At 68.5% G+C, this 17965-nt stretch carries 15 protein-coding genes; 9 read left to right on the forward strand and 6 right to left on the reverse strand.

Annotated elements, in window-relative coordinates; translation table 11 throughout:
- Positions 1-12: 12 nt before the first annotated feature.
- The 8 genes from AM586_RS16695 to AM586_RS16730 are packed head-to-tail and all read left to right on the forward strand — an operon-like array spanning position 13 to position 10085.
- A complete protein-coding gene (locus AM586_RS16695; RefSeq protein ID WP_052234129.1) occupies positions 13-1662 on the forward strand; it encodes a TldD/PmbA family protein in 1650 nt (549 codons plus the stop codon).
- Between the two features lie 15 nt (positions 1663-1677).
- Positions 1678-3015, forward strand: coding sequence for a TldD/PmbA family protein (locus tag AM586_RS16700; RefSeq protein WP_052234128.1), 1338 nt, complete (start codon positions 1678-1680; stop codon positions 3013-3015).
- 8 nt (positions 3016-3023) lie between these two features.
- Complete coding sequence (locus AM586_RS16705) at positions 3024-3641, forward strand: DUF4159 domain-containing protein (protein WP_052234127.1); 618 nt, start codon at positions 3024-3026, stop codon at positions 3639-3641.
- A 4-nt stretch (positions 3642-3645) separates the two neighbouring features.
- Positions 3646-4644: a MoxR family ATPase gene (locus tag AM586_RS16710; RefSeq protein WP_052234126.1), complete on the forward strand. Its 999-nt coding sequence runs from the start codon at positions 3646-3648 to the stop codon at positions 4642-4644.
- Positions 4645-4656: 12 nt separating this feature from the next.
- A complete protein-coding gene (locus tag AM586_RS16715; RefSeq protein WP_052234125.1) occupies positions 4657-5559 on the forward strand; it encodes a DUF58 domain-containing protein in 903 nt (300 codons plus the stop codon).
- Entirely contained in the window at positions 5559-6542 is a 984-nt protein-coding gene (locus AM586_RS16720; RefSeq protein WP_052234124.1) for a hypothetical protein, read from the forward strand. Before AM586_RS16715 ends, AM586_RS16720 begins: the two co-directional genes overlap by 1 nt.
- Entirely contained in the window at positions 6526-8538 is a 2013-nt protein-coding gene (locus tag AM586_RS16725) for a DUF4175 family protein (protein ID WP_052234123.1), read from the forward strand. Before AM586_RS16720 ends, AM586_RS16725 begins: the two co-directional genes overlap by 17 nt.
- Positions 8535-10085, forward strand: coding sequence for a hypothetical protein (locus tag AM586_RS16730; RefSeq protein ID WP_052234122.1), 1551 nt, complete (start codon positions 8535-8537; stop codon positions 10083-10085). The genes AM586_RS16725 and AM586_RS16730 overlap by 4 nt, the downstream gene beginning before the upstream one ends.
- An 8-nt stretch (positions 10086-10093) precedes the next feature.
- Here the strand turns inward: AM586_RS16730 and AM586_RS16735 are convergent, their stop codons facing one another.
- Both AM586_RS16735 and AM586_RS16740 read right to left on the reverse strand, forming a co-directional pair.
- Positions 10094-10864 (reverse strand): spermidine synthase, encoded by a 771-nt coding sequence (locus AM586_RS16735; protein ID WP_052234121.1) that lies wholly within the window; start codon positions 10862-10864, stop codon positions 10094-10096.
- A gap of 57 nt (positions 10865-10921) precedes the next feature.
- On the reverse strand, positions 10922-11821 hold the full coding sequence (locus AM586_RS16740; RefSeq protein ID WP_052234371.1) for a LysR family transcriptional regulator: 900 nt from the start codon (positions 11819-11821) through the stop codon (positions 10922-10924).
- A gap of 107 nt (positions 11822-11928) precedes the next feature.
- Here AM586_RS16740 and AM586_RS16745 point away from each other — a divergent pair, with 107 nt between their 5' ends.
- The gene (locus AM586_RS16745) at positions 11929-13395 is read left to right on the forward strand and encodes an MmgE/PrpD family protein (RefSeq protein WP_052234120.1); all 1467 of its coding nucleotides are present in this window, start codon (positions 11929-11931) and stop codon (positions 13393-13395) included.
- A 66-nt stretch (positions 13396-13461) separates the two neighbouring features.
- On the opposite strand, the gene AM586_RS16750 is transcribed toward AM586_RS16745, so the two are convergent.
- The 4 genes from AM586_RS16750 to AM586_RS16765 form a co-directional block, all read right to left on the reverse strand.
- Positions 13462-13908 carry a hypothetical protein gene (locus AM586_RS16750; protein ID WP_052234119.1) on the reverse strand — a complete coding sequence of 149 codons (447 nt, stop codon included), beginning with the start codon at positions 13906-13908 and terminating at the stop codon, positions 13462-13464.
- Between the two features lie 71 nt (positions 13909-13979).
- Positions 13980-15329, reverse strand: coding sequence for a PAS domain-containing sensor histidine kinase (locus AM586_RS16755; RefSeq protein ID WP_052234118.1), 1350 nt, complete (start codon positions 15327-15329; stop codon positions 13980-13982).
- A gap of 18 nt (positions 15330-15347) precedes the next feature.
- Entirely contained in the window at positions 15348-16682 is a 1335-nt protein-coding gene (locus tag AM586_RS16760; protein WP_052234117.1) for a sigma-54 dependent transcriptional regulator, read from the reverse strand.
- 28 nt (positions 16683-16710) lie between these two features.
- On the reverse strand, positions 16711-17946 hold the full coding sequence (locus AM586_RS16765; RefSeq protein ID WP_052234116.1) for an ABC transporter permease: 1236 nt from the start codon (positions 17944-17946) through the stop codon (positions 16711-16713).
- Between the last annotated feature and the right edge of the window lie 19 nt (positions 17947-17965).

A 17965-nucleotide genomic window follows, 5' to 3' on the forward strand; every position in this document is an offset into this window, starting at 1 on the left:
CTTGGAGATTCAATGGAACGCCGTACCTTCCTCCACCTCGCCGCCGGCACCGCCGGCGCCCTGCTGGTCCCTGTCTTCGGCAACGCCATCGCCGCCGAAGAGCTGCAAAGCAGCATGCCGCCCAGCTTCAAGAAGGCGCTCGCCGACGCCGCCATGGACGCGGCCACCAAGGCCGGCGCCAGCTATTGCGACGTGCGCATCGGGCGCTACCTGAACCAGTTCATCAGCACCCGCGACCTGACGGTGCAGAGCGTGACCAATACCGAGTCGAGCGGGGTCGGCGTGCGCGTGATCGCCAATGGCGCCTACGGCTTCGCCGCCACCAATGCGATGAACCCCGACGCCGTCGCCAACGCCGCGCGCCAGGCGGTGGCGATCGCGCGCGCCAATGCCAGGCTGCAGACCGAGCCGGTACAGCTGGCGCCACTTGGTGGCAACGGCAGGGGAGTCGGCGAAGTCGCCTGGGCCACGCCGATCAGGAAGGACTGGCGCACGGTCCCGGTGAAGGAGAAGGCCGAACTGCTGATCGCCGCCAACAAGGCCGGCCTCGATGCCGGCGCCAGCTTCATGACGTCCAACCTGTTCCAGGTGAACCAGCAGAAGTATTTCGCCTCCACCGACGGCTCCTACATCGACCAGGACATCCACCGCCTGTGGGCGCCGCTCACCGCCACCGCGGTCGACAAGGCGACCGGCAAGTTCCGTTCGCGCGCGGGGCTGGCGCCGCCGGTCGGCATGGGCTATGAATGGTTCGATGTCCGTCCCGAGCACAAGATCCGCGCCGCGGGCGGCGTCACCACGCTGTACAAGGGCGGCTACGACATCGTCGAGGAAGCGCGCAACGCCGGGCGCCAGGCGCGCGAAAAGCTGAGCGCGAAAAGCGTCGAGCCGGGCAAGTACGACCTCGTGATCGCGCCGGAAAACCTGTTCCTGACGATCCACGAGTCGGTCGGCCACCCGACGGAGCTGGACCGCGTGCTGGGCTACGAGGCCAACTATGCCGGCACCAGCTTCTGCACGCTCGACAAATGGGAAAGCCGAAAATTCAAGTTCGGCGCCGACAAGGTCAACTTCTTCGCCGAGAAGAGCACGCCCGGCTCGCTGGGCGCGGTCGGCTACGACGACGAAGGCGTCAAGCCGAAGCGCTGGGACATCATCAAGGACGGCATCCTGGTCAACTATCAGGCCACGCGCGACCAGGCCCACATCATCGGCGAAAAGGAATCGCAGGGCTGCTCGTATGCGGACAGCTGGAGCAATGTGCAGTTCCAGCGCATGCCGAACGTCTCGCTGGCGCCGGGCAAGGCGCGCCTGACCCCGGACGAGATGGTGGCGGACGTCAAGAAGGGCATCTACATCCTCGGCCGCGGCTCCTACTCGATCGACCAGCAGCGCTACAACTTCCAGTTCGGCGGCCAGCTGTATTACGAGATCAAGGACGGCAAGATCGGCCCGATGCTGGAAGACGTGGCCTACCAGTCGAATACCCAGGAATTCTGGAATGCCTGCAGCGCCATCTGCGACGAGCGCGACTGGCGCATGAGCGGCTCCTTCTTCGACGGCAAGGGCCAGCCGAGCCAGGTCAGCGCGGTCTCGCACGGCGCCTCGACCACCCGTTTCAACGGCGTCAGGGTGATCAATACCGGCCGCAAGATCGGATAACACGAGAGAGACAAGATGAAACAGTTGAACCAGGAAGAAGCCAAACGAATCTGCGACCGCGTCCTGTCCTTCTCGAAGGCCGATGAATGCAGCGTCGCCATCAACGGCAGCCGCAACGGGAATATCCGCTTTGCCCGCAACAGCGTCTCCACGGCCGGCCTGAACGAGGACCGGCGCCTGACCGTCACCGTCGCCTTCGGCAAGCGCCAGGGCACCGCGACAAGCAACGAATTCGACGACAAGTCGCTCGAGCAGGCGGTGCGCCGCGCCGAGGACACCGCCCGCCTCGCGCCCGAAAACCCAGAGTATGTGACGCTCCCGGGCAAGCAGGAGTTCAAGGCGACCGGCGAATACTTCGCATCGACCGCAGCGATCGATCCGGACTACCGCGCCGAAGTGGCTTCGCATGCGATCATCGCCGGGCGCAAGAATAAACTGGTCACCGCCGGCTTCTTCACCGACAGCACCGGCTTCGAGACCATCGCCAACTCGAAGGGCCTGTTCGGCCACCGCGAGTTCACCGGCCTCGATTTCACCTGCACCGCGCGCACCGAGGATGGCCGTGGCTCCGGCTGGGTGACCCGCTCGGCCAGCGACGCCAAGCGCTTCGATCCGCGCGAAGCGGCCGAGGTGGCGATGGAAAAGGCGCTGCGCTCCGTGGATGCGAAGGCGCTGGAGCCGGGCCGCTACACCGTGATCCTGGAGCCGGCCGCGACCTCCGAACTGCTGGGCCGCATGTTCGGCGCCTTCGGTGCACGCCAGGCCGACGAGGGCCGCAGCTTCCTGGCGAAGAAGGGCGGCGGCAACCGCCTGGGCGAAAAGCTGTTCGACGAACAGGTCAACGTCTGGTCCGACCCCTGGGACAAGGATGTCCCGGTCAGCCCCTGGGATGCGCAGTCGATGCTGGCGCGCCAGCGCCGCGACCTGATCAAGGACGGCAAGGTCGCCAATCTCGAGTACTCGCGTTTCTGGGCACAGAAGAACGGCCTGGCGCCGACCGCGCGCGCCGGCAATATGATCATGGCCGGCGGCACCAAATCGCTCGAAGAGCTGATCGCCAGCACCAAGAAGGGTGTGGTGGTGACCCGCACCTGGTACATCCGCATGGTCGATCCGCAGTCGATGCTGCTGACCGGCCTGACGCGCGACGGCACCTTCTACGTCGAGAACGGCAAGATCAGGTACCCGATCAAGAACTTCCGCTTCAACGAAAGCCCGGTCACGATGCTGAACAACGTCGACGAACTCGGCAAGCCGGTGATCATCGGGCCGGACGAGGTGGCCTACCAGATGGTGATTCCGCCGATGCGGATCCGCGATTTCAACTTTACCTCGCTGTCCGACGCGGTCTAGGTTCGACAGTGGTCTACGATTTTTACTTCACGCGCCTGATGTACGAGTCGGGCGACTGGGACGTGGACATCCGCATGCCCAGCAATGTGCTCAACTCGCTGGTCGAATACACGACCCTGCGCGTGGATCCGGCCGAGCGCGTGATCGCCCTGTCGGACCCGAAGATGCTGCAGGCGCCGTTCTGCTACCTGGCCGGGCACAAGCTGGTGCAGTTCACGCCCGCCGAGCGCCGCAACTTCGAGCGCTACGTGAAGGGCGGCGGCTTCGTCTTCGTGGACGACTGCAACCACGACATCGACGGCCTGTTCGCCAAGTCCTTCGAGGCCGAGCTGGCGAAGATGTTCGGACCCCTGGCGCTGAAGAAGATCGCGAATACGCACCGCCTGTATTCCAGCTTCTTCAAGTTCGACGGGCCGCCGAACACCGCGGTGGAGCTGAACGGCTGGGGCGACGACCTGGTGCACGAATACCTGCGCGCCATCGAGGTGAACGGCCGCATCGGCGTGCTGTATTCGAACAAGGACTACGGCTGCGAGTGGGACTACGACTTCCGCAACAAGCGCTGGCTGGCGGTCGACAACACCCGCTTTGCGGTCAACATCATTCAATATGCGTTAGGAGCGTAGCATCGTGGCAGAAGCAGCGGCATGGACGGAACACGAGATCGCCGACCTGGTGGCGAAGGTCGACGGGCTGAAGCGAAGCATGGGGCAGGTGATCATCGGCCAGAAGGACGTGATCGAACTGCTCGTCACCTGTCTGCTGGCCGGCGGCCACGCGCTGGTCGAGGGCGTGCCGGGGCTGGGTAAGACCCTGCTGGTCAAATCGCTGGCCCAGGCCACCGACATGCAGTTCCGCCGCGTGCAGTTCACGCCCGACCTGATGCCTTCGGATATCGTCGGCACCGAGATCCTCGAGGAAGACCAGGCCACGCGCAAGCGTGTGTTCCGCTTCCAGCAAGGCCCGGTATTCACCCAGGTGCTGCTGGCCGACGAGATCAACCGCGCGCCGCCGAAGACCCAGTCGGCCCTGCTGGAAGCGATGCAGGAACGCAGCGTTACCTTCGCCGGCCAGACGCACAAGCTGCCGCGGCCCTTCTTCGTGCTGGCGACCCAGAACCCGATCGAGCAGGCCGGCACCTACCCGCTGCCGGAAGCCCAGCTCGACCGCTTCCTGCTGCGTATCGATGTCGGCTACCCGACCGAGGATGAAGAGATGGCGATGGTCGGCGCCACCACCCATGCCGGCCTGGTCGACGCCGAACCGGCGATGACGCTCGAAGCGCTTCTGCGCCTGCAGCAGCTGGTGCGCGACATCGAGATCGGCGAGCCCATGCTGCGCTACGCCACGCGCCTGGTGCGTGCGACCAGGCCGGGCGACTCGCCGGTCGAGGCAATCCGCAAGCACATCGGCTGGGGCGCCGGACCGCGCGCCGGCCAGGCACTGGTGCTGGCGTCCAAGGCGCGCGCACTGATGCATGGCCGCCTGGCCGTCACCCGCGAGGATATCGGCGCCATGCTGCTGCCGGTGCTGGCCCACCGCGTGCTGCGTAATTTTGAGGCGGAAGCGGACGGCATCGCGATCGCCGACATCCTCGCCGCGCTGCGCAGGGAAGTGCGGATCGATTGAGGGATTGACCAAGTGGCAGTATTCGCAAGCGCCGCGCTGGCGGCGCACACGGGAAAACTCGAGCTCGCGATCCGCCATGTGCTGGCGGGGCTCGGGCACGGCATCCATGCCGGCCGCGAGCGCGGCGCCGGGGTCGAATTCTCCGAATACCGGGCCTATGCGCCCGGCGACGAGTGGCGCCGCGTCGACTGGAAACTGATGGCGCGCGCCGACCGCTACTATGTGCGCGAGGCCGAGCGCGACAGCCACGTCGCGGTCTGGCTGGTGCTGGACGCCACCGCCTCGATGGGCGAACCGAGCCGCAGTATCTCCGGCCTCGACAAACTGGGCTATGCACGCCTGCTGCTGGGCTGCGTGGGCGCCATCGCCCAGCGCCAGGGCGACGCCTTCGGCCTGGTCGTATGTCATGGCGAGCGCGCCCACTTCACCCCGGCTTCACGCGGACCGCGCCAGCTGCAGCGGGTGCTGTCCCAGCTCGAGCGCGTGGAGGCCGCCGGCACGCTGCCCGGCAGCGAGGTGCTGCGCGCCAGCCTGCATTTTGCGCGCGCGCCCAGCGTGGTGTGCGTGGCCGGCGATTTCCTGGAGTGGCCGTCGCCGCTGTCCGAGGCGATGATCCGCCTGCGCGGCATGCGCCACGACGTGCGCGCCCTGTGCCTGCAGACCGAGGCCGAGATCGCGGCGGATTTCGATGCCGCACAAGCCTGGCGCGATCCGGAAGGGGATGGCAAGCTGTTCCGCTTCGGGCGCGAAGCACGCAGCGAATACGCCCGCAAGCGCGGCGAACATTTCGAGATGCTTGCCCGGCAGTGCCGCGCGCATGACATTCCCTATACGGCGGCGCCGATCGAACGCGCGCCGGGCGAGGTCCTGCGCTCCTGGCTGCAGACCAGGCTGAATGCGCGGGGAGGACGCTGATGGCGAGTCTCTGGTGGTGGGCGCTGCCTGTCCTCCTGTTGCCGATCCTGTGGCACCGGCAGAAGCGCGAACAGACGCAGGCGGCGCCATTGGCGACGGCGCGCTTCCTGCCGGCGTCAATGCCGGTGCAGCTGCGCGTGTGGCGCTGGCGCGATCTGCTCCTGCTTCTCCTGCGCTGCCTGCTGCTGGCCACCCTGATTGCCTTTCTGGCCGATCCGGTACTGCCCTGGCGCGGCGACAGCGTGCTGGTGGCGCCGGGCGCCGACCCGGCCTTCGTCGACCGGCAGGCACGCGAGGCAGGCCTGGCGGACGCCGGCCGCATCGCCTTGCCCGGCCGCGACGGCTATCGCTGGCTGCACCAGCACGAGCGCGAATTCAAGCCGCAGGCGCGCCTGCTGCTGGTCGGCGATGTCGCCATGCCGGCCGCGCTGCCGCATCTGCGCCATGCCCTCACGGTGCGGCCGCAGGCGGCATCGGTCCCGTCATCCGAACAGCATGTGGCCGTGGTCAGCCGCCGCGCCGAGGAATGGCGCACGCTGTTCGCCGCGCCCGGCGGGCCGCAACGCTATGTCGTCGACGCGCAGGCGGGACCGAAGACCGGACTGGTGGTGTGGGATGTGCCGGAGCCGCCGCCGCCGGGTGTGCATGCGCCGCTGTGGTGGGTCGCCGACACCACGGCCTTCCCCGAACTGCAGAAAGCGCCGCAGGCCGGCGATCTTCACTACCTGGACAGCCCGCGCGGACGCCTGTGGAGCGCCGCCTGGCTGCCGCCGCGCGACGCCGCCGGCGCGCGCACGATGTTCGAGACCTGGCAGCGCCTGCATGCCGGCGTCGCTCCCTACACCGCGCCACCGCAGGCCCCCGTCGTCGATGCGGGCGCGCCGGCAGGGCCGGATGGCGGCGCCCTGCGTGACGCGCTGGCGATGGCGCTGCTGGTCCTGTTTGCTCTCGAAAGGATGTTGACCCATGTCCGCCGGCGTTGACATCTTCGCGCGTCTCTGGCGTGCTGCGCTGCTGCGCCGCGGCGGCCTGTGGCTGGCCGGCGCCGTGCCCTGGCTGCTGCTGCGCTCCGGCCCCGGCCTGCTGGCCTGGTCGGCGTTCTGCGCCTGGGATGGACTGCGCCTGCAGCGCCAGGTGGCCCACGGCTGGACCGCCTGGCTCGACGGCGCGGTGCCGGAACTGGAAGACAGCGCGGTCCTGCTGCTGCATGCGGAATCGCCGCTGGCGCAGCTGCAGCGGCAGCGCCTCCTGTCACGCGTCAAGGCCAGCCTCACGGGTGCGCGCGTGCGTGCGATCGTGCGCGAACGCGTGCGCCTGGGCCTGCCATGGCTGGCCGGGAGCCTGGCGCTGGCGGCGCTGGCCTGGGGCGCGGTGCTGCCGCCGCATGGCGGGCAGCCGGCTGCCGCGGCCCTGCCGGCGCTGCAAAAGGCCAGGCCGGCCGCAGCCGCGCCCGAGCTGCTCGTGAAGCTGGCGCCGCCGCGCTACACCGGGGTGGAGGCATCCAGTTCGGCGCCGCGCGATGTGCAGGCGCCGGAGCAGACCGTGGTCGAATGGTGCCTGAAGAATCCGGCCGCCGGCGCCGAGACGATCGAACTGAGCGACGGCCAGCTGCTGCACGCCGGCGCCCAATGCGCACGCTGGACCGCCACCGAATCGATCTTCTGGCGCTGGCGCGGCGCCCGCTACACATTGAAGGTACTGCCGGACGCCGCGCCGGAGATCGTGGTAACCCAGCCGAACGAGATCATCAAGGAACTGGCGCGCGACGCCACCCAGGCCGCGATGGCGATCTCGGTGCGCGACGACTACCAGGTAAAACAGGCGACCCTGCACCTGACCCTGGCGCGCGGCAGTGGCGAGAACATCCGTTTCAGCGACCGCGAGATGCCGATCCCGGCCGGGCATGACCCGCGCCGGCGCGACTGGTCGAAGAACTGGGCGGTGAGCGAACTTGGCATGGAGCCGGGCGACGAGCTGTACTTTTTTGTGCGCGCCACCGACAACGCGGCCAAGGCCCACACCGTGCAGTCGCCGACCTACACGCTGCGCCTGCCCGCGCCGCCCGCCGCGGAGGACGAGCAGGTGTCGGCGCTGCCGGTGATGGTCAAGCCCGAAAGCCTGCGCAGCCAGCGCCAGATCATCATCGACACCGAACAGCTGATTGCCGACATGCGCGTAGGCGACGTGCGCGTAGGCGACATGCGCGTAAAGAAGATGGATGCGGCCACCGTGCGCGAGCGCAGCGAATCGATCGCCACCGACCAGGCCGCGCTGCGGCGCCGCTACGGCCAGTTCCTGGGCGAGGAATCGACGCTGTTCGGCAAGGACGATCATGACGACGACCATGGCGCCGGCAACGGAAAACCGCAGGATGTCCTGCACGAATTCGGGCACGCCCACGACCAGGCCGAGAACGCGACCCTGTTCGACGACGCCACCAAGAAGGTCCTGCGGCGCGCACTGAGCGCGATGTGGGATGCCGAGAAGGCGCTGCGCGCGATTAGTCCGAAGACGGCGCTGCCGCCCGAGCACAAGGCGCTGGAAGCGATCAAGGAATTGCAGCAATCCGAACGCATCTACCTGCACAAGACGGCGTTCGCGCCGCCGCCGATCAAGGAGGACAAGCGCATGACCGGCGACATGGCGGGCGCCGCCAGCAACCGGCGCGAGCAGTCGGCAGCCCCGGACGGCATCCCGGCCGAGCTGCGCGCGCTGGTGCAGGCGCTGGCCGGCGACGGCCCACTGCCGGCCCTGTGGACGCGCACCGCCCACGACTGGGTGCGCGAGCGCATCGCCGCCGACGAACAGCGCCTGGCGGCGCAGCGTGCGATCCAGGACGTGGCCGACGGCTGCCTGCCTTGCCGCCCGGTGCTGCGCGCCTGGCTGCGCGGCGCCGTGCATGAGGCGCCGGTACTGCTGCAGGCCACGCCGAAGGTCGAGACGCCGTTCGAGCGCGCCGCGCGGGGAGGACTGCAATGACGACGCTCGCACTCGTCGCCCTGGCGATCGGGGCGCTCGGCATGCTGGCCTATGGCGCACGCCGGCGCTGGTTCGACGCCCTGCTGGCCGCGCTGGCGGGTATCGCACTCGCGGGCGCGGTCGGCAATTTCACGCTGCCGGGCGAGGCGGGCGCCACGCTGGCGTTGTCCGCTTCGAAGCCGCCGGCGTCGCTGGACGGCGTGCGCGCACTGACGCTGGATGGGGACGGCCTGCGCGCCGCCGAATGGGACGATTTGCCGGCACGGCCGCTGGCCTGGACCATGCCGGCCACACCGACGGTCCGGGTGGCCTTTCCGCGCACGATCGCGCTGGGCCGGATGTTCACCTTGACGCTGGCGCGTTCGTGGCGGGCGCCAGGCCGGCTGCAGCTGCTGGCCGAGAACGGCGAAGTGCTGGCCGAGGGCAGGGGAGAGGGCGTGTTGTCGGTGCAGTGGCTGCCGCCGCTGGCCGAGCGCCTGGTCTTGACGGCGCGCCTGCTCGATGCGGACGGCAAGCCGGTCGACCAGGGGCCGGTGCCGGTGACCGTGGTCGAGCCGTCGCCGCTGCAGGTGCGCGGGCGCTTCGGCGCGCCGTCCTTTGACCTGCGCACGCTGGATGACCTGCTGGCGGCCAGCAATGCCGTGATCGACTGGCAGGTCGAGCTGGGCAAGAACCTGCGCCGCAGCGAGAGCGCGCGCGCCGAGATGGCGGCGCCGAACCTGGAGATCGTCGACGCCGCCTGGTTCGAACATGCCGGCGACGCCGCTAGAACCGCATTGCTGGCGCGGGTGGCCGCCGGCGCGCCGCTGCTGGTGCTGGGCGCGAACGCGGGCGACCCCGGGGTCTGGTCGCGCAGCGTCGGCCTGCGCTTGGCGCCGCAGCCGGCCGATAAAACGATTGGCGCGCGCCTGCCGATGGCCGCGGGCGGCCTGAACCCCGCTCAGGAGCGCAGCGGCGAGTGGCAGGGCCAGGACGGACTCTGGACCCGCGACTGGCACAGGGGCCGCATCGCCTGGCTGGGCGTGGGCGGCTGGCACCGCCATGCGATCGAGGCGCCGCGCGCGCTGGCGCTGTGGTGGCAGGACGTGCTCGACCGCCTGCGCGTGCGCACCAGCGAGGACCTGGCCTGGCTGGATCCGGACGAACTGCCGCTGCCGAACCGGCGCCTGGAGGTATGCGCGCGCGGCGAAGCGCTGCGCAAGTCGGCGGCGCTGGCCTTCCCGGACCTGGCCTTGAGCCTGCCGTGGCAGCGCCGTTCCGAACGCGTCGACGCCTCCTGCGCGGCGGTGTGGCCGAAGCAGTCCGGCTGGCTGAAGCTGCGCACGCAGGCCGGGGGCGACCGCACGCTGGATGACGCGGTGTACGTGTATGCGGAGCGCGACTGGGCCCTGTGGCAGCGCGCCCAGCGCCGCGACGCCACCGCGCGCTATGCGGCCCGCACCCCGCTGCCCGCCGTGGGCGGCGCAACGCGCCCGCTGCCGGCCTGGCCCTTCGGCCTCGTGTTCGCGCTGGCGATGCTGGGCCTGTGGTGGCGCGAGCGGCGCTGATCGCGCCCTCAGTCCCGGTGATCCTGCATCCACTCCTTCAGGCCATTGACCCAGTTCTTGGCCGGCAGGTTGTAGCGCCGCTTGATCTCGGCGGCGCGTTCGTACAGCACCGCGAAGTCGATCTGCGGCGCCTGCTTGAAGGCGATGACGACGATGTTGGCGTCGTGGACCTCGGGCAGCCAGACCACGGCGTCGAAGGCCTGCTCCATCGCCTTCAGGTTCTTGTCGTAGTTGATGAAGTCGCCGAACACATTGGCGGTCATGACGCCGCCGTCGACCAGGCAGTCGGCGCAGGCCTGGTAGAACTCGGGCGTGTCGAGCACCGGGCCGCGCGCTTCCTCGTCGTACAGGTCGACCTGCAGCACGTCGACGGCGCCGTGGTTGGCCGCATCCATCACGAAATCGAGGGCGTCCATCTCGCGTACATCCAGGCGCGCATCGTTCGGCGGCAGGCCGAAGTGGGCGTGGCAGATGGCGATCACGTTCGGATTCAGTTCGGCCGCCGTGACCCGCGCGTCCGGGAATTTCTGGTGGCAGAACTTGGTGAGCGCGGCGCTGCCCAGGCCTAGCTGCACGATGCGGCGCGGCTGCTGCACGAACAGCATCCACATCATCATCATCTGCACGTATTCGAGTTCGATCGCATCCGGCCTGCTGAGGCGCATCGAACCCTGCACCCAAGAGGTGCCCAGGTGGAGCGAACGGACGCCCTCGAATTCGGTAATGGTGGCGGGAGGATGGCCGGGCTGGGAGAAGCGGGGGTCGGTCGATGGGGACATGGCGCGATCTTACCAAAGCTGCTGGCTGAACACCGGGAACACCGGGGTCAGAGTCCCTTAAAAAGCAACACCGGACTCTGACCCCTTGATCATGTCGTACAGCTGCTGCGCCGCGGGCGACAGCGCGATCCCGCGGCGCCGGATCAGCCCGACCGTGCGGGTGACGTCCGGCTCCACCAAAGGAATGCTGACCAGGGTCGGGTGATCGCCCGGCGGCATCGCCAGCTGCGGCACGGCGGCGATGCCGAGGCCCGCCTCGACCAGGCTGACTACCGTCATCACATGGCGCACCTCGCAGAAAGAGCGGGGCCGGGCCGGCGTGTCGGCCAGCGCCAGGTCGAGCAGGAAGCGGTTGCCGCTGGCCTTTGCGACGGTCATGTAATCGTATTTGTCGAGCTCCGCCCAGGTCACCTTCTTGCGCCTGGCCAGCGGATGCTCCTTGCGGCAGGCGACCACGAAGGATTCCTTCAGCACCGGCTCGAACTCGATGTTCGGCTCGTGCGCGCCGATGTAGTTGATGCCGAAGTCGGCTTCGCTGCGCGCCACGCTGGTGAGCACGTCGCCGGCGCCTTCGTCGCTCACCCGGATCAGGATGCGCGGATACTTCTGGTGGTACTGCTGCAGTACCTGCGGCAGGAAGTAGCGCACCGCCGACGGCACGCAGGCAACCGTGACCTCGCCGCTCATGCGTTCCGCAATCGCGCCGATGCCCAGCAGCGACTGGTCCAGGCCGTAGAGCAGCTCGCGCGCCTTGCGTGCGAAGTCGCGCCCGACCGTCGTCAGTTCGACCTTGCGGGTGGTGCGCTCGAGCAGCCGGACGCCGAGCGAGGCTTCGAGTTTCGCCACCCTGCGCGACAGCGCCGGCTGGGACAGGTGGATGTCGTTGGCGGCGGCGTGAAAGCTGCCGCGCTCGGCGACCGCGACGAAGGCGCGCAGATCGCCGAGATCGAGATTCATGTTGGACATGCATTAATCGCAAAGAATTTTGCAATTCACATATTAACACTGCTCATGCATGATGGATCGGCACAGCACCCACACCAACATCCATGGAGACCACGTACATGAGCACCACCAATCGCCGCAACTTCCTCAGGGCGGGCGCCGCCGCATCGATCGCCGGCGCCATCGCGCCGGCACTCGCGATGCCTGCCGCCGCCGACGACAAGGCGGCATCCGGCCCGGCCGCGCAGGGCGTGACCCGCACCCTGGCGCGCTACATCGTCGGCGCCCGCTACGAGGACCTGCCGGCGAACGTGCGCAAGGAAGGTACGCGCACGCTGCTGAACTGGATCGGCGTCGCCGTGGGCGGCTCGCACCACGAGACGGTCGACAGGGCAGTCGCCGCACTGGCGCCGTTCTCGGGCCCGGCCCAGGCCAGCCTGCTGGGGCGCCGGGAACGCTTCGACATCATGAACGCCGCCTTCCTCAACGGCGTCAGCAGCCACATCTTCGACTTCGACGACACCCACCTCAAGACCATCATCCACCCGGCCGGCCCGGTCGCGTCCGCGATCCTGGCGCTGTCCGAGTACCACCCGGTGAGCGGCAAGGACTTCCTGAACGCCCTGGTGCTGGGCATCGAGACCGAATGCCGGATCGGCAATGCCGTCTACCCGAACCACTACGACGTGGGCTGGCACATCACCGGCACCGCCGGCGTGTTCGGCGCGGCGGCGGCGGCCGGCAAGCTGCTCGGGCTGAGCGAGCAGCAGATGGTCTGGGCGCTGGGCCTGGCCGCCTCGCAGCCGGTCGGCCTGCGCGAATCCTTCGGCTCGATGAACAAGAGCTTCAATCCGGGACGCGCGGCGAGCAACGGCATTTTCGCGGCGCTGCTCGCATCGAAGAACTACACCAGCTCGGAAGGCATGATCGAAGCCAAGCGCGGCTGGGCCAACACCATCAGCACCAAGCAGGACTACCGCCAGATCACCGAGGGCCTCGGCCAGCGCTACGAAGCGGCGCTGAACACCTATAAACCCTTCGCCTGCGGCATCGTGATCCATCCGGCGATCGACGCCGCGATCCAGCTGCGCAACGAGAACAGGCTGACGGCCGACCAGATCGCGCGCATCGACCTGAAGGTGCATCCGCTGGTGCTGGAACTGACCGGCAAGAAGACCCCGCAGATCGGCCTGGAGGGCAAGTTCAGCGTCTACCACTCGGTGGCGGTGGCGATCATCGAAGGCGCGGCCGGCGAGAAGCAGTACAGCGACCGCGCGGTGCGCGACCCGCAGGTCATCGCGCTGCGCGACCGCGTCAACGCCATCGTCGACCCCTCGGTGAGGCCGGAGCAGGTGGACATGACGATCACGCTGAAGGACGGCCGCACGCTGCACAAGCACATCGAGCATGCGATCGGCAGCGTCGAAGTGCCGATGACGGACCAGCAGCTGGAAGCCAAGTTCACCGACCTGGCCGACGCCGTCCTGCCGGCGGCCCAGGTGCGCAAGCTGATCGAGACCTGCTGGCAGGTGGAGCGCTTGCCGAATGCGGCGGCGATTGCGACGGCGGGGGTGTTGCAGCGCTAGTGGCTGAACACCGGGGTTGAACACCGGGGTCAGAGTCCTTTTAGAAGCAACACCGGACTCTGACCCCTACTCTGACCCACCCTGTTGTGCAGGATCGCGGACCAGCGCACAGGACATCATGTCCGGCGCATCCCGCGTGTAGGCGCTGCGCTTGTCCGCCTGGTAGCTGGCCCGGTCGGCATAGCCGGTCGCCTCCCATCCCGTATCCTCGCCGGCGCTGTCGTCATGTATCAGCGAGATCACCCGGAAGCGGCATGCGGATGCGCTTCCTGTGAGTTCGAAGGTCAGCCGCCGCTTGCCGCCAGTCCGCGTGTCTTCCGCCAGACGGAAAGGCCGGGCCTTGCACTTGCTGAAGGCGGTATGCCACGAGATCGCCTTTTCGGTGATGTCGAGCGTCCCGTAACATGCGCGGCCGCAGCCGACGAAATGGCCCGTCAATGAAGGCGTGGCGGCGTGCGCGTGGGTGAACAGGGCGCCGATGACGATTGCGGAAAAAAGCAATATCGCGCGCATGCTATTGCCTCCTTACGGATGATCGATTAACGGTATTCCAGCGCTCTTGCACAGGATGCGCAAGAACGGCGTCAAACCGCCCCCGGCCCCACCGGCAAAATCATGGTCACCGCCAATCCGCCCCCTTCGCGGTTCGACAGCAGGATGCGCCCGCCGTGCGCCTCGGCGATTTCGCGCGCCAGCGCCAGGCCCAGGCCGGTGCCGCTGCGCTTGGTGGAGTAGAAGGGCACCAGGGCGTTGGTCAGCACGGCGTCGTTCATGCCGCTGCCGCGGTCCAGCACGTCGATGCGGACCACGTCCTGCACGCGGCGGATCTGCAGCTCCACATGATCCGGCCAGGAGCCGGATTCGTGGGCGTTCTTCAGCAGGTTCAGCAGCGCCTGCTCCATCTGGGCGGTGTCGATCTGGGCGGGTTCGGGCGGCAGCTCGCCGACCAGGCGGAACGCCACCTGGCCGGCCAGGCGCGTCACCAGGGACTCCCAGGGCACGGCGCCGATGCGCGGCGTCGGCAGCTTGGCGAAGCGGGCGTAGCCGAGGATGAAGGTCTCGAGGTGGCGGGTGCGCTCGCCGATGGTTTCGAGGATCTGCGGCAGGCGCTCGGTCTGGCCGCGCCGCACCAGCTCCGCGCCAGAATGCGCGAGCGAGGCCAGCGGAGCCAGGGAATTGTTCAGCTCATGGCTGATGACGCGGATGACCTTCTTCCAGGTCTGCACTTCCTGGCGCCGCAGCTCGGTGGTCAGCTGGCGCAGCAGCAGCAGTTCGTGGCGGCGGCCGTTCAGGCTGAAGTTGCGGCGCGCCAGGTGATAGACCTCCTCCATCTCGCCTTCGCCGGCGGTGAACAGGCCGTCGCCGCCGCGTCCCAGGGCCTCGATCAGGGCGGGCGCCGCATGTTCCAGCACCTCGTTCAGCGCGTGTCCTTCCAGCTTGCGGCCTTCCGACAGCAGCTGGCGCGCCGCCAGGTTGGCGTAGACGATGGTGCGCGGCGCATTCGCGAGTTCCGCCACCAGCAGCATGGCCACCGGCGTGTTCTGCACCATGGTGTCGAGCAGTAGTTCGCGCTGCGCGAGGTCGAGGCGCTGTTCGCGCAGCACCTGGCCGAGCGCGTTGTGGGCCTCGATCAGGTCGGACAGCTCGTCGTTCTGGCCCCAGTGCAGGCTGAAGGAAAAGTCGCCGTCGCGGTAGCTGGCCACCGTGCCCTCCAACGCGCGAAACAGCGACAGGATCGGCTGGACCTGCGAGCGGATCGTGATCAGGGAGATCGGCACCACGCACAGCAGGCAGATCCCGAGCACGGCCAGCGGCTGGCCGGGCAGCAGGTGGTCGAGGGCCAGCGCGATCAGGATCCCGACCGCCAGCAGCGTGCCGACCAGGGCCGACCAGCGTGTGACGAGCGAGAGCCTGAAGCGCTTCCCCTGACTCATGCGGGATTCACACCAAGCTCATGCAGCGCGCGCGATGCCGAGGCGCTCCATGCGGCGGTACAGCGCCTGGCGCGACAGGCCGAGGTCGGCGGCGGCCTGGGCGATGACGCCGCCCGCGCGCGCCAGCGCCTGCACGATGGCTTCGCGGTCCGGCTCGGCATCCTGGACGCTGCCGGCGGGCGCCGGCAGGCCGAGTTCGGCCGGCTTGATGACGTCGCCGTTCGCCAGCAGGCTGGCGCGCGCCATCACGTTCTTCAATTCGCGCACATTGCCCGGCCAGGGATGCGCCAGCAGCGCGCTTTCCGCGCTCGGGTGCAGGGTCTTGCCGGGCGGGAGGAAGGACTGCGCCAGCGGCAGGATGTCGCCGGGGCGGGACGCCAGCGGCGGCAGCTTCAGCTCGATCACGTTGAGGCGATAGAACAGGTCTTCGCGGAAGGTCCCCAGGCGGATCATGGCCTGCAGGTCGGCATTCGTGGCGCTGACCACGCGCACCTTCACCTGGCGTTCGCGGTTCGAGCCAAGGCGCTCGAAGCGGCCGGTCTCGAGCACGCGCAGCAGCTTCATCTGGCCGGCCAGCGGCAGGTTGCCGATCTCGTCGAGGAACAGGGTGCCGCCGTCGGCCGCCTCGAACTTGCCTTCGCGCGCCTTCGAGGCGCCGGTGTAGGCGCCGGCGTCGGCGCCGAACAGCTCGGCTTCGATCAGCTCGGAAGGCAGGGCGCCGCAGTTGAGCACCACGAAGGGCCCGTTGCGGGCCAGCGAATTGGCCTGGATGATCTCGGCGATGCGTTCCTTGCCGGTGCCGTTCGGCCCCGTGATCAGCACCGGCACGTCGGCGCGCGCCACCTGGCAGGCCAGGTTCAGAACGCGCTCGGTGGCCGGATCGGCCCACACCAGGCCGCGCAGGTCGTAGTTCTGTTCCAGTTCGCGGCGCGCGCGGTGCTCGCGCTGCAGGCGCTGGTTCAGGGCGCGGTTGGCCTGGCCCAGTTCGACCAGGTTGGTGACCGTCGCCAGCAGGCGGTCGTCGTTCCACGGCTTGGACAGGTAGTCCGCCGCGCCGGCCTTGACCAGGTCGACCGCGGCGTCCAGGTGGGTCCAGGCCGTCAGCAGGATCACCGGCAGGTCCGGGTGGCGCCGCCTGATCTCGCGGAACAGCGCCACGCCTTCCTCGCCCGAGGTGGTGTCGGCGGTGAAGTTCATGTCCTGGATCACCAGGTCGACCGGCTGGCGCGCCAGCAGCTCGAGGCCTTCTTCGGGCGAGGCCGCGTGCAGCGCCGCGATGTCGTGCAGCGAGAACAGCACGTCCAGGGCGACGCCGACGGCGGCGTTGTCGTCAATGATCAGTACGGTAGGCATAGGCATGGTTGCTAGCATACCACCGGGTTTACACGCTGCGGGTGGCCGTGGCCGGCGAAATGCTGGCTGCGCGCCAGGCCGGCCCGTAGGAGGCCAGGATGCCCAGCAGCCAGAACACCACCGCGCCGGCGATCAGGTAGCCGCCCGGCAGGCGCGCCATCTCCAGCTTGCTGACCAGGAGCTGGTTCAGGGCCAGCCCCAGGGCCACGCCGCCGAACACGCCGGCGCTGGTGATCATGAAGTTCTCGGCGATGAAGTAGCGCAGGATGTCGAACTTGCGCGCCCCCAGCGCGCGGCGCACGCCGATCTGCTTGCGGCGCTGGGTGACCCACAGGCTGGCCATGCCGACGATGCCGCAGCAAGTCACCACCAGCAGCAGCAGGCTGACGGTGATCAGCATCCACTGCACCGTCACGCTGCTGCGGTATTTGTTGCTGCGGTCCTCGTCGGTCGAGGTCAGCTCCAGGATCAGGGGCAGGGGCGAGGATTTGCGCAGCGCGGCTTCCGTTTCCTTCATCACGCGGTCGCGCTGGCCGGGTTCGGCGCGCACCGCATACATCGTGCCGCGGCCGCCGCCGTAGGCGCGCTGCGGAATGATCACCGAATACATGGCGCGCTCCTTGAACTCGGCATGCGCGCTGATCAGGTTCTCGACCACGCCGAGGATGCGGGTGGGCTGGGCATCGGCCCCGGTGCCGAAGTACATGGTCTTGCCGATCGCGCTGGCGCCCGGCCACAGCTTCTCGGCCAGCGGCCTGGTGATGATCACGCCCGGCGGATAGACGTTCTCGGTGGCTTCGTTGACGTCGACCAGTTCCGGCGCCAGGAAGTCGCGCCCTTCGACCAATTTCAGGCCGAAGGTCTTGATCAGCGAGTCGCCCGACACGTAGATCGAGCCGACCGTGCTTTCCTTGTTCTGGCGCGGGTCCAGCGCCAGCGAGGTATTGCTGCCGCTGGTCGACATCGGCATCTGGCTGACCTGGGCCACCGAGGCCACGCCGCCGACGGCGCGCAGCACCTCGGTCTGGCGCTTGATGTCGGCCAGCTGCTGTTCCGGCGTCTCGTTGCTGAGGGTGCGCACTTCGATGCGGAATACCGCGTGCTCATCAAGCATGCCCGAGGGGCGCGCGGCCAGGCCGCGCCTCTCGTTCACGATGTGCAGCGCATTCGCCAGGATGGCCAGGCTGAGCGCGACCTGCAGCGCCACCAGGATCGGGCCGGTCTTGTTGCGCATCAGCGCGGAAAAGATGGGGCGGATTTCCATGATGATTCTCCTTGCGACG

It is taken from the genome of Massilia sp. WG5, assembly GCF_001412595.2.
In the GTDB taxonomy this organism is placed as follows: Bacteria; Pseudomonadota; Gammaproteobacteria; order Burkholderiales; family Burkholderiaceae_D; genus Telluria.

What these genes read in the sequence shown, in the direction of transcription:
- AM586_RS16695 (WP_052234129.1), top strand. Translation starts at nt 13, where the DNA reads ATGGAACGCCGTACCTTCCTCCACCTCGCCGCCGGCACCGCCGGCGCC.
- AM586_RS16700 (WP_052234128.1), top strand. Translation starts at nt 1,678, where the DNA reads ATGAAACAGTTGAACCAGGAAGAAGCCAAACGAATCTGCGACCGCGTC.
- AM586_RS16720 (WP_052234124.1), top strand. Translation starts at nt 5,559, where the DNA reads ATGGCGAGTCTCTGGTGGTGGGCGCTGCCTGTCCTCCTGTTGCCGATC.
- AM586_RS16725 (WP_052234123.1), top strand. Translation starts at nt 6,526, where the DNA reads ATGTCCGCCGGCGTTGACATCTTCGCGCGTCTCTGGCGTGCTGCGCTG.
- AM586_RS16730 (WP_052234122.1), top strand. Translation starts at nt 8,535, where the DNA reads ATGACGACGCTCGCACTCGTCGCCCTGGCGATCGGGGCGCTCGGCATG.
- AM586_RS16735 (WP_052234121.1), bottom strand. Translation starts at nt 10,864, where the DNA reads ATGTCCCCATCGACCGACCCCCGCTTCTCCCAGCCCGGCCATCCTCCC.
- AM586_RS16740 (WP_052234371.1), bottom strand. Translation starts at nt 11,821, where the DNA reads ATGAATCTCGATCTCGGCGATCTGCGCGCCTTCGTCGCGGTCGCCGAG.
- AM586_RS16745 (WP_052234120.1), top strand. Translation starts at nt 11,929, where the DNA reads ATGAGCACCACCAATCGCCGCAACTTCCTCAGGGCGGGCGCCGCCGCA.
- AM586_RS16750 (WP_052234119.1), bottom strand. Translation starts at nt 13,908, where the DNA reads ATGCGCGCGATATTGCTTTTTTCCGCAATCGTCATCGGCGCCCTGTTC.
- AM586_RS16755 (WP_052234118.1), bottom strand. Translation starts at nt 15,329, where the DNA reads ATGAGTCAGGGGAAGCGCTTCAGGCTCTCGCTCGTCACACGCTGGTCG.
- AM586_RS16760 (WP_052234117.1), bottom strand. Translation starts at nt 16,682, where the DNA reads ATGCCTACCGTACTGATCATTGACGACAACGCCGCCGTCGGCGTCGCC.
- AM586_RS16765 (WP_052234116.1), bottom strand. Translation starts at nt 17,946, where the DNA reads ATGGAAATCCGCCCCATCTTTTCCGCGCTGATGCGCAACAAGACCGGC.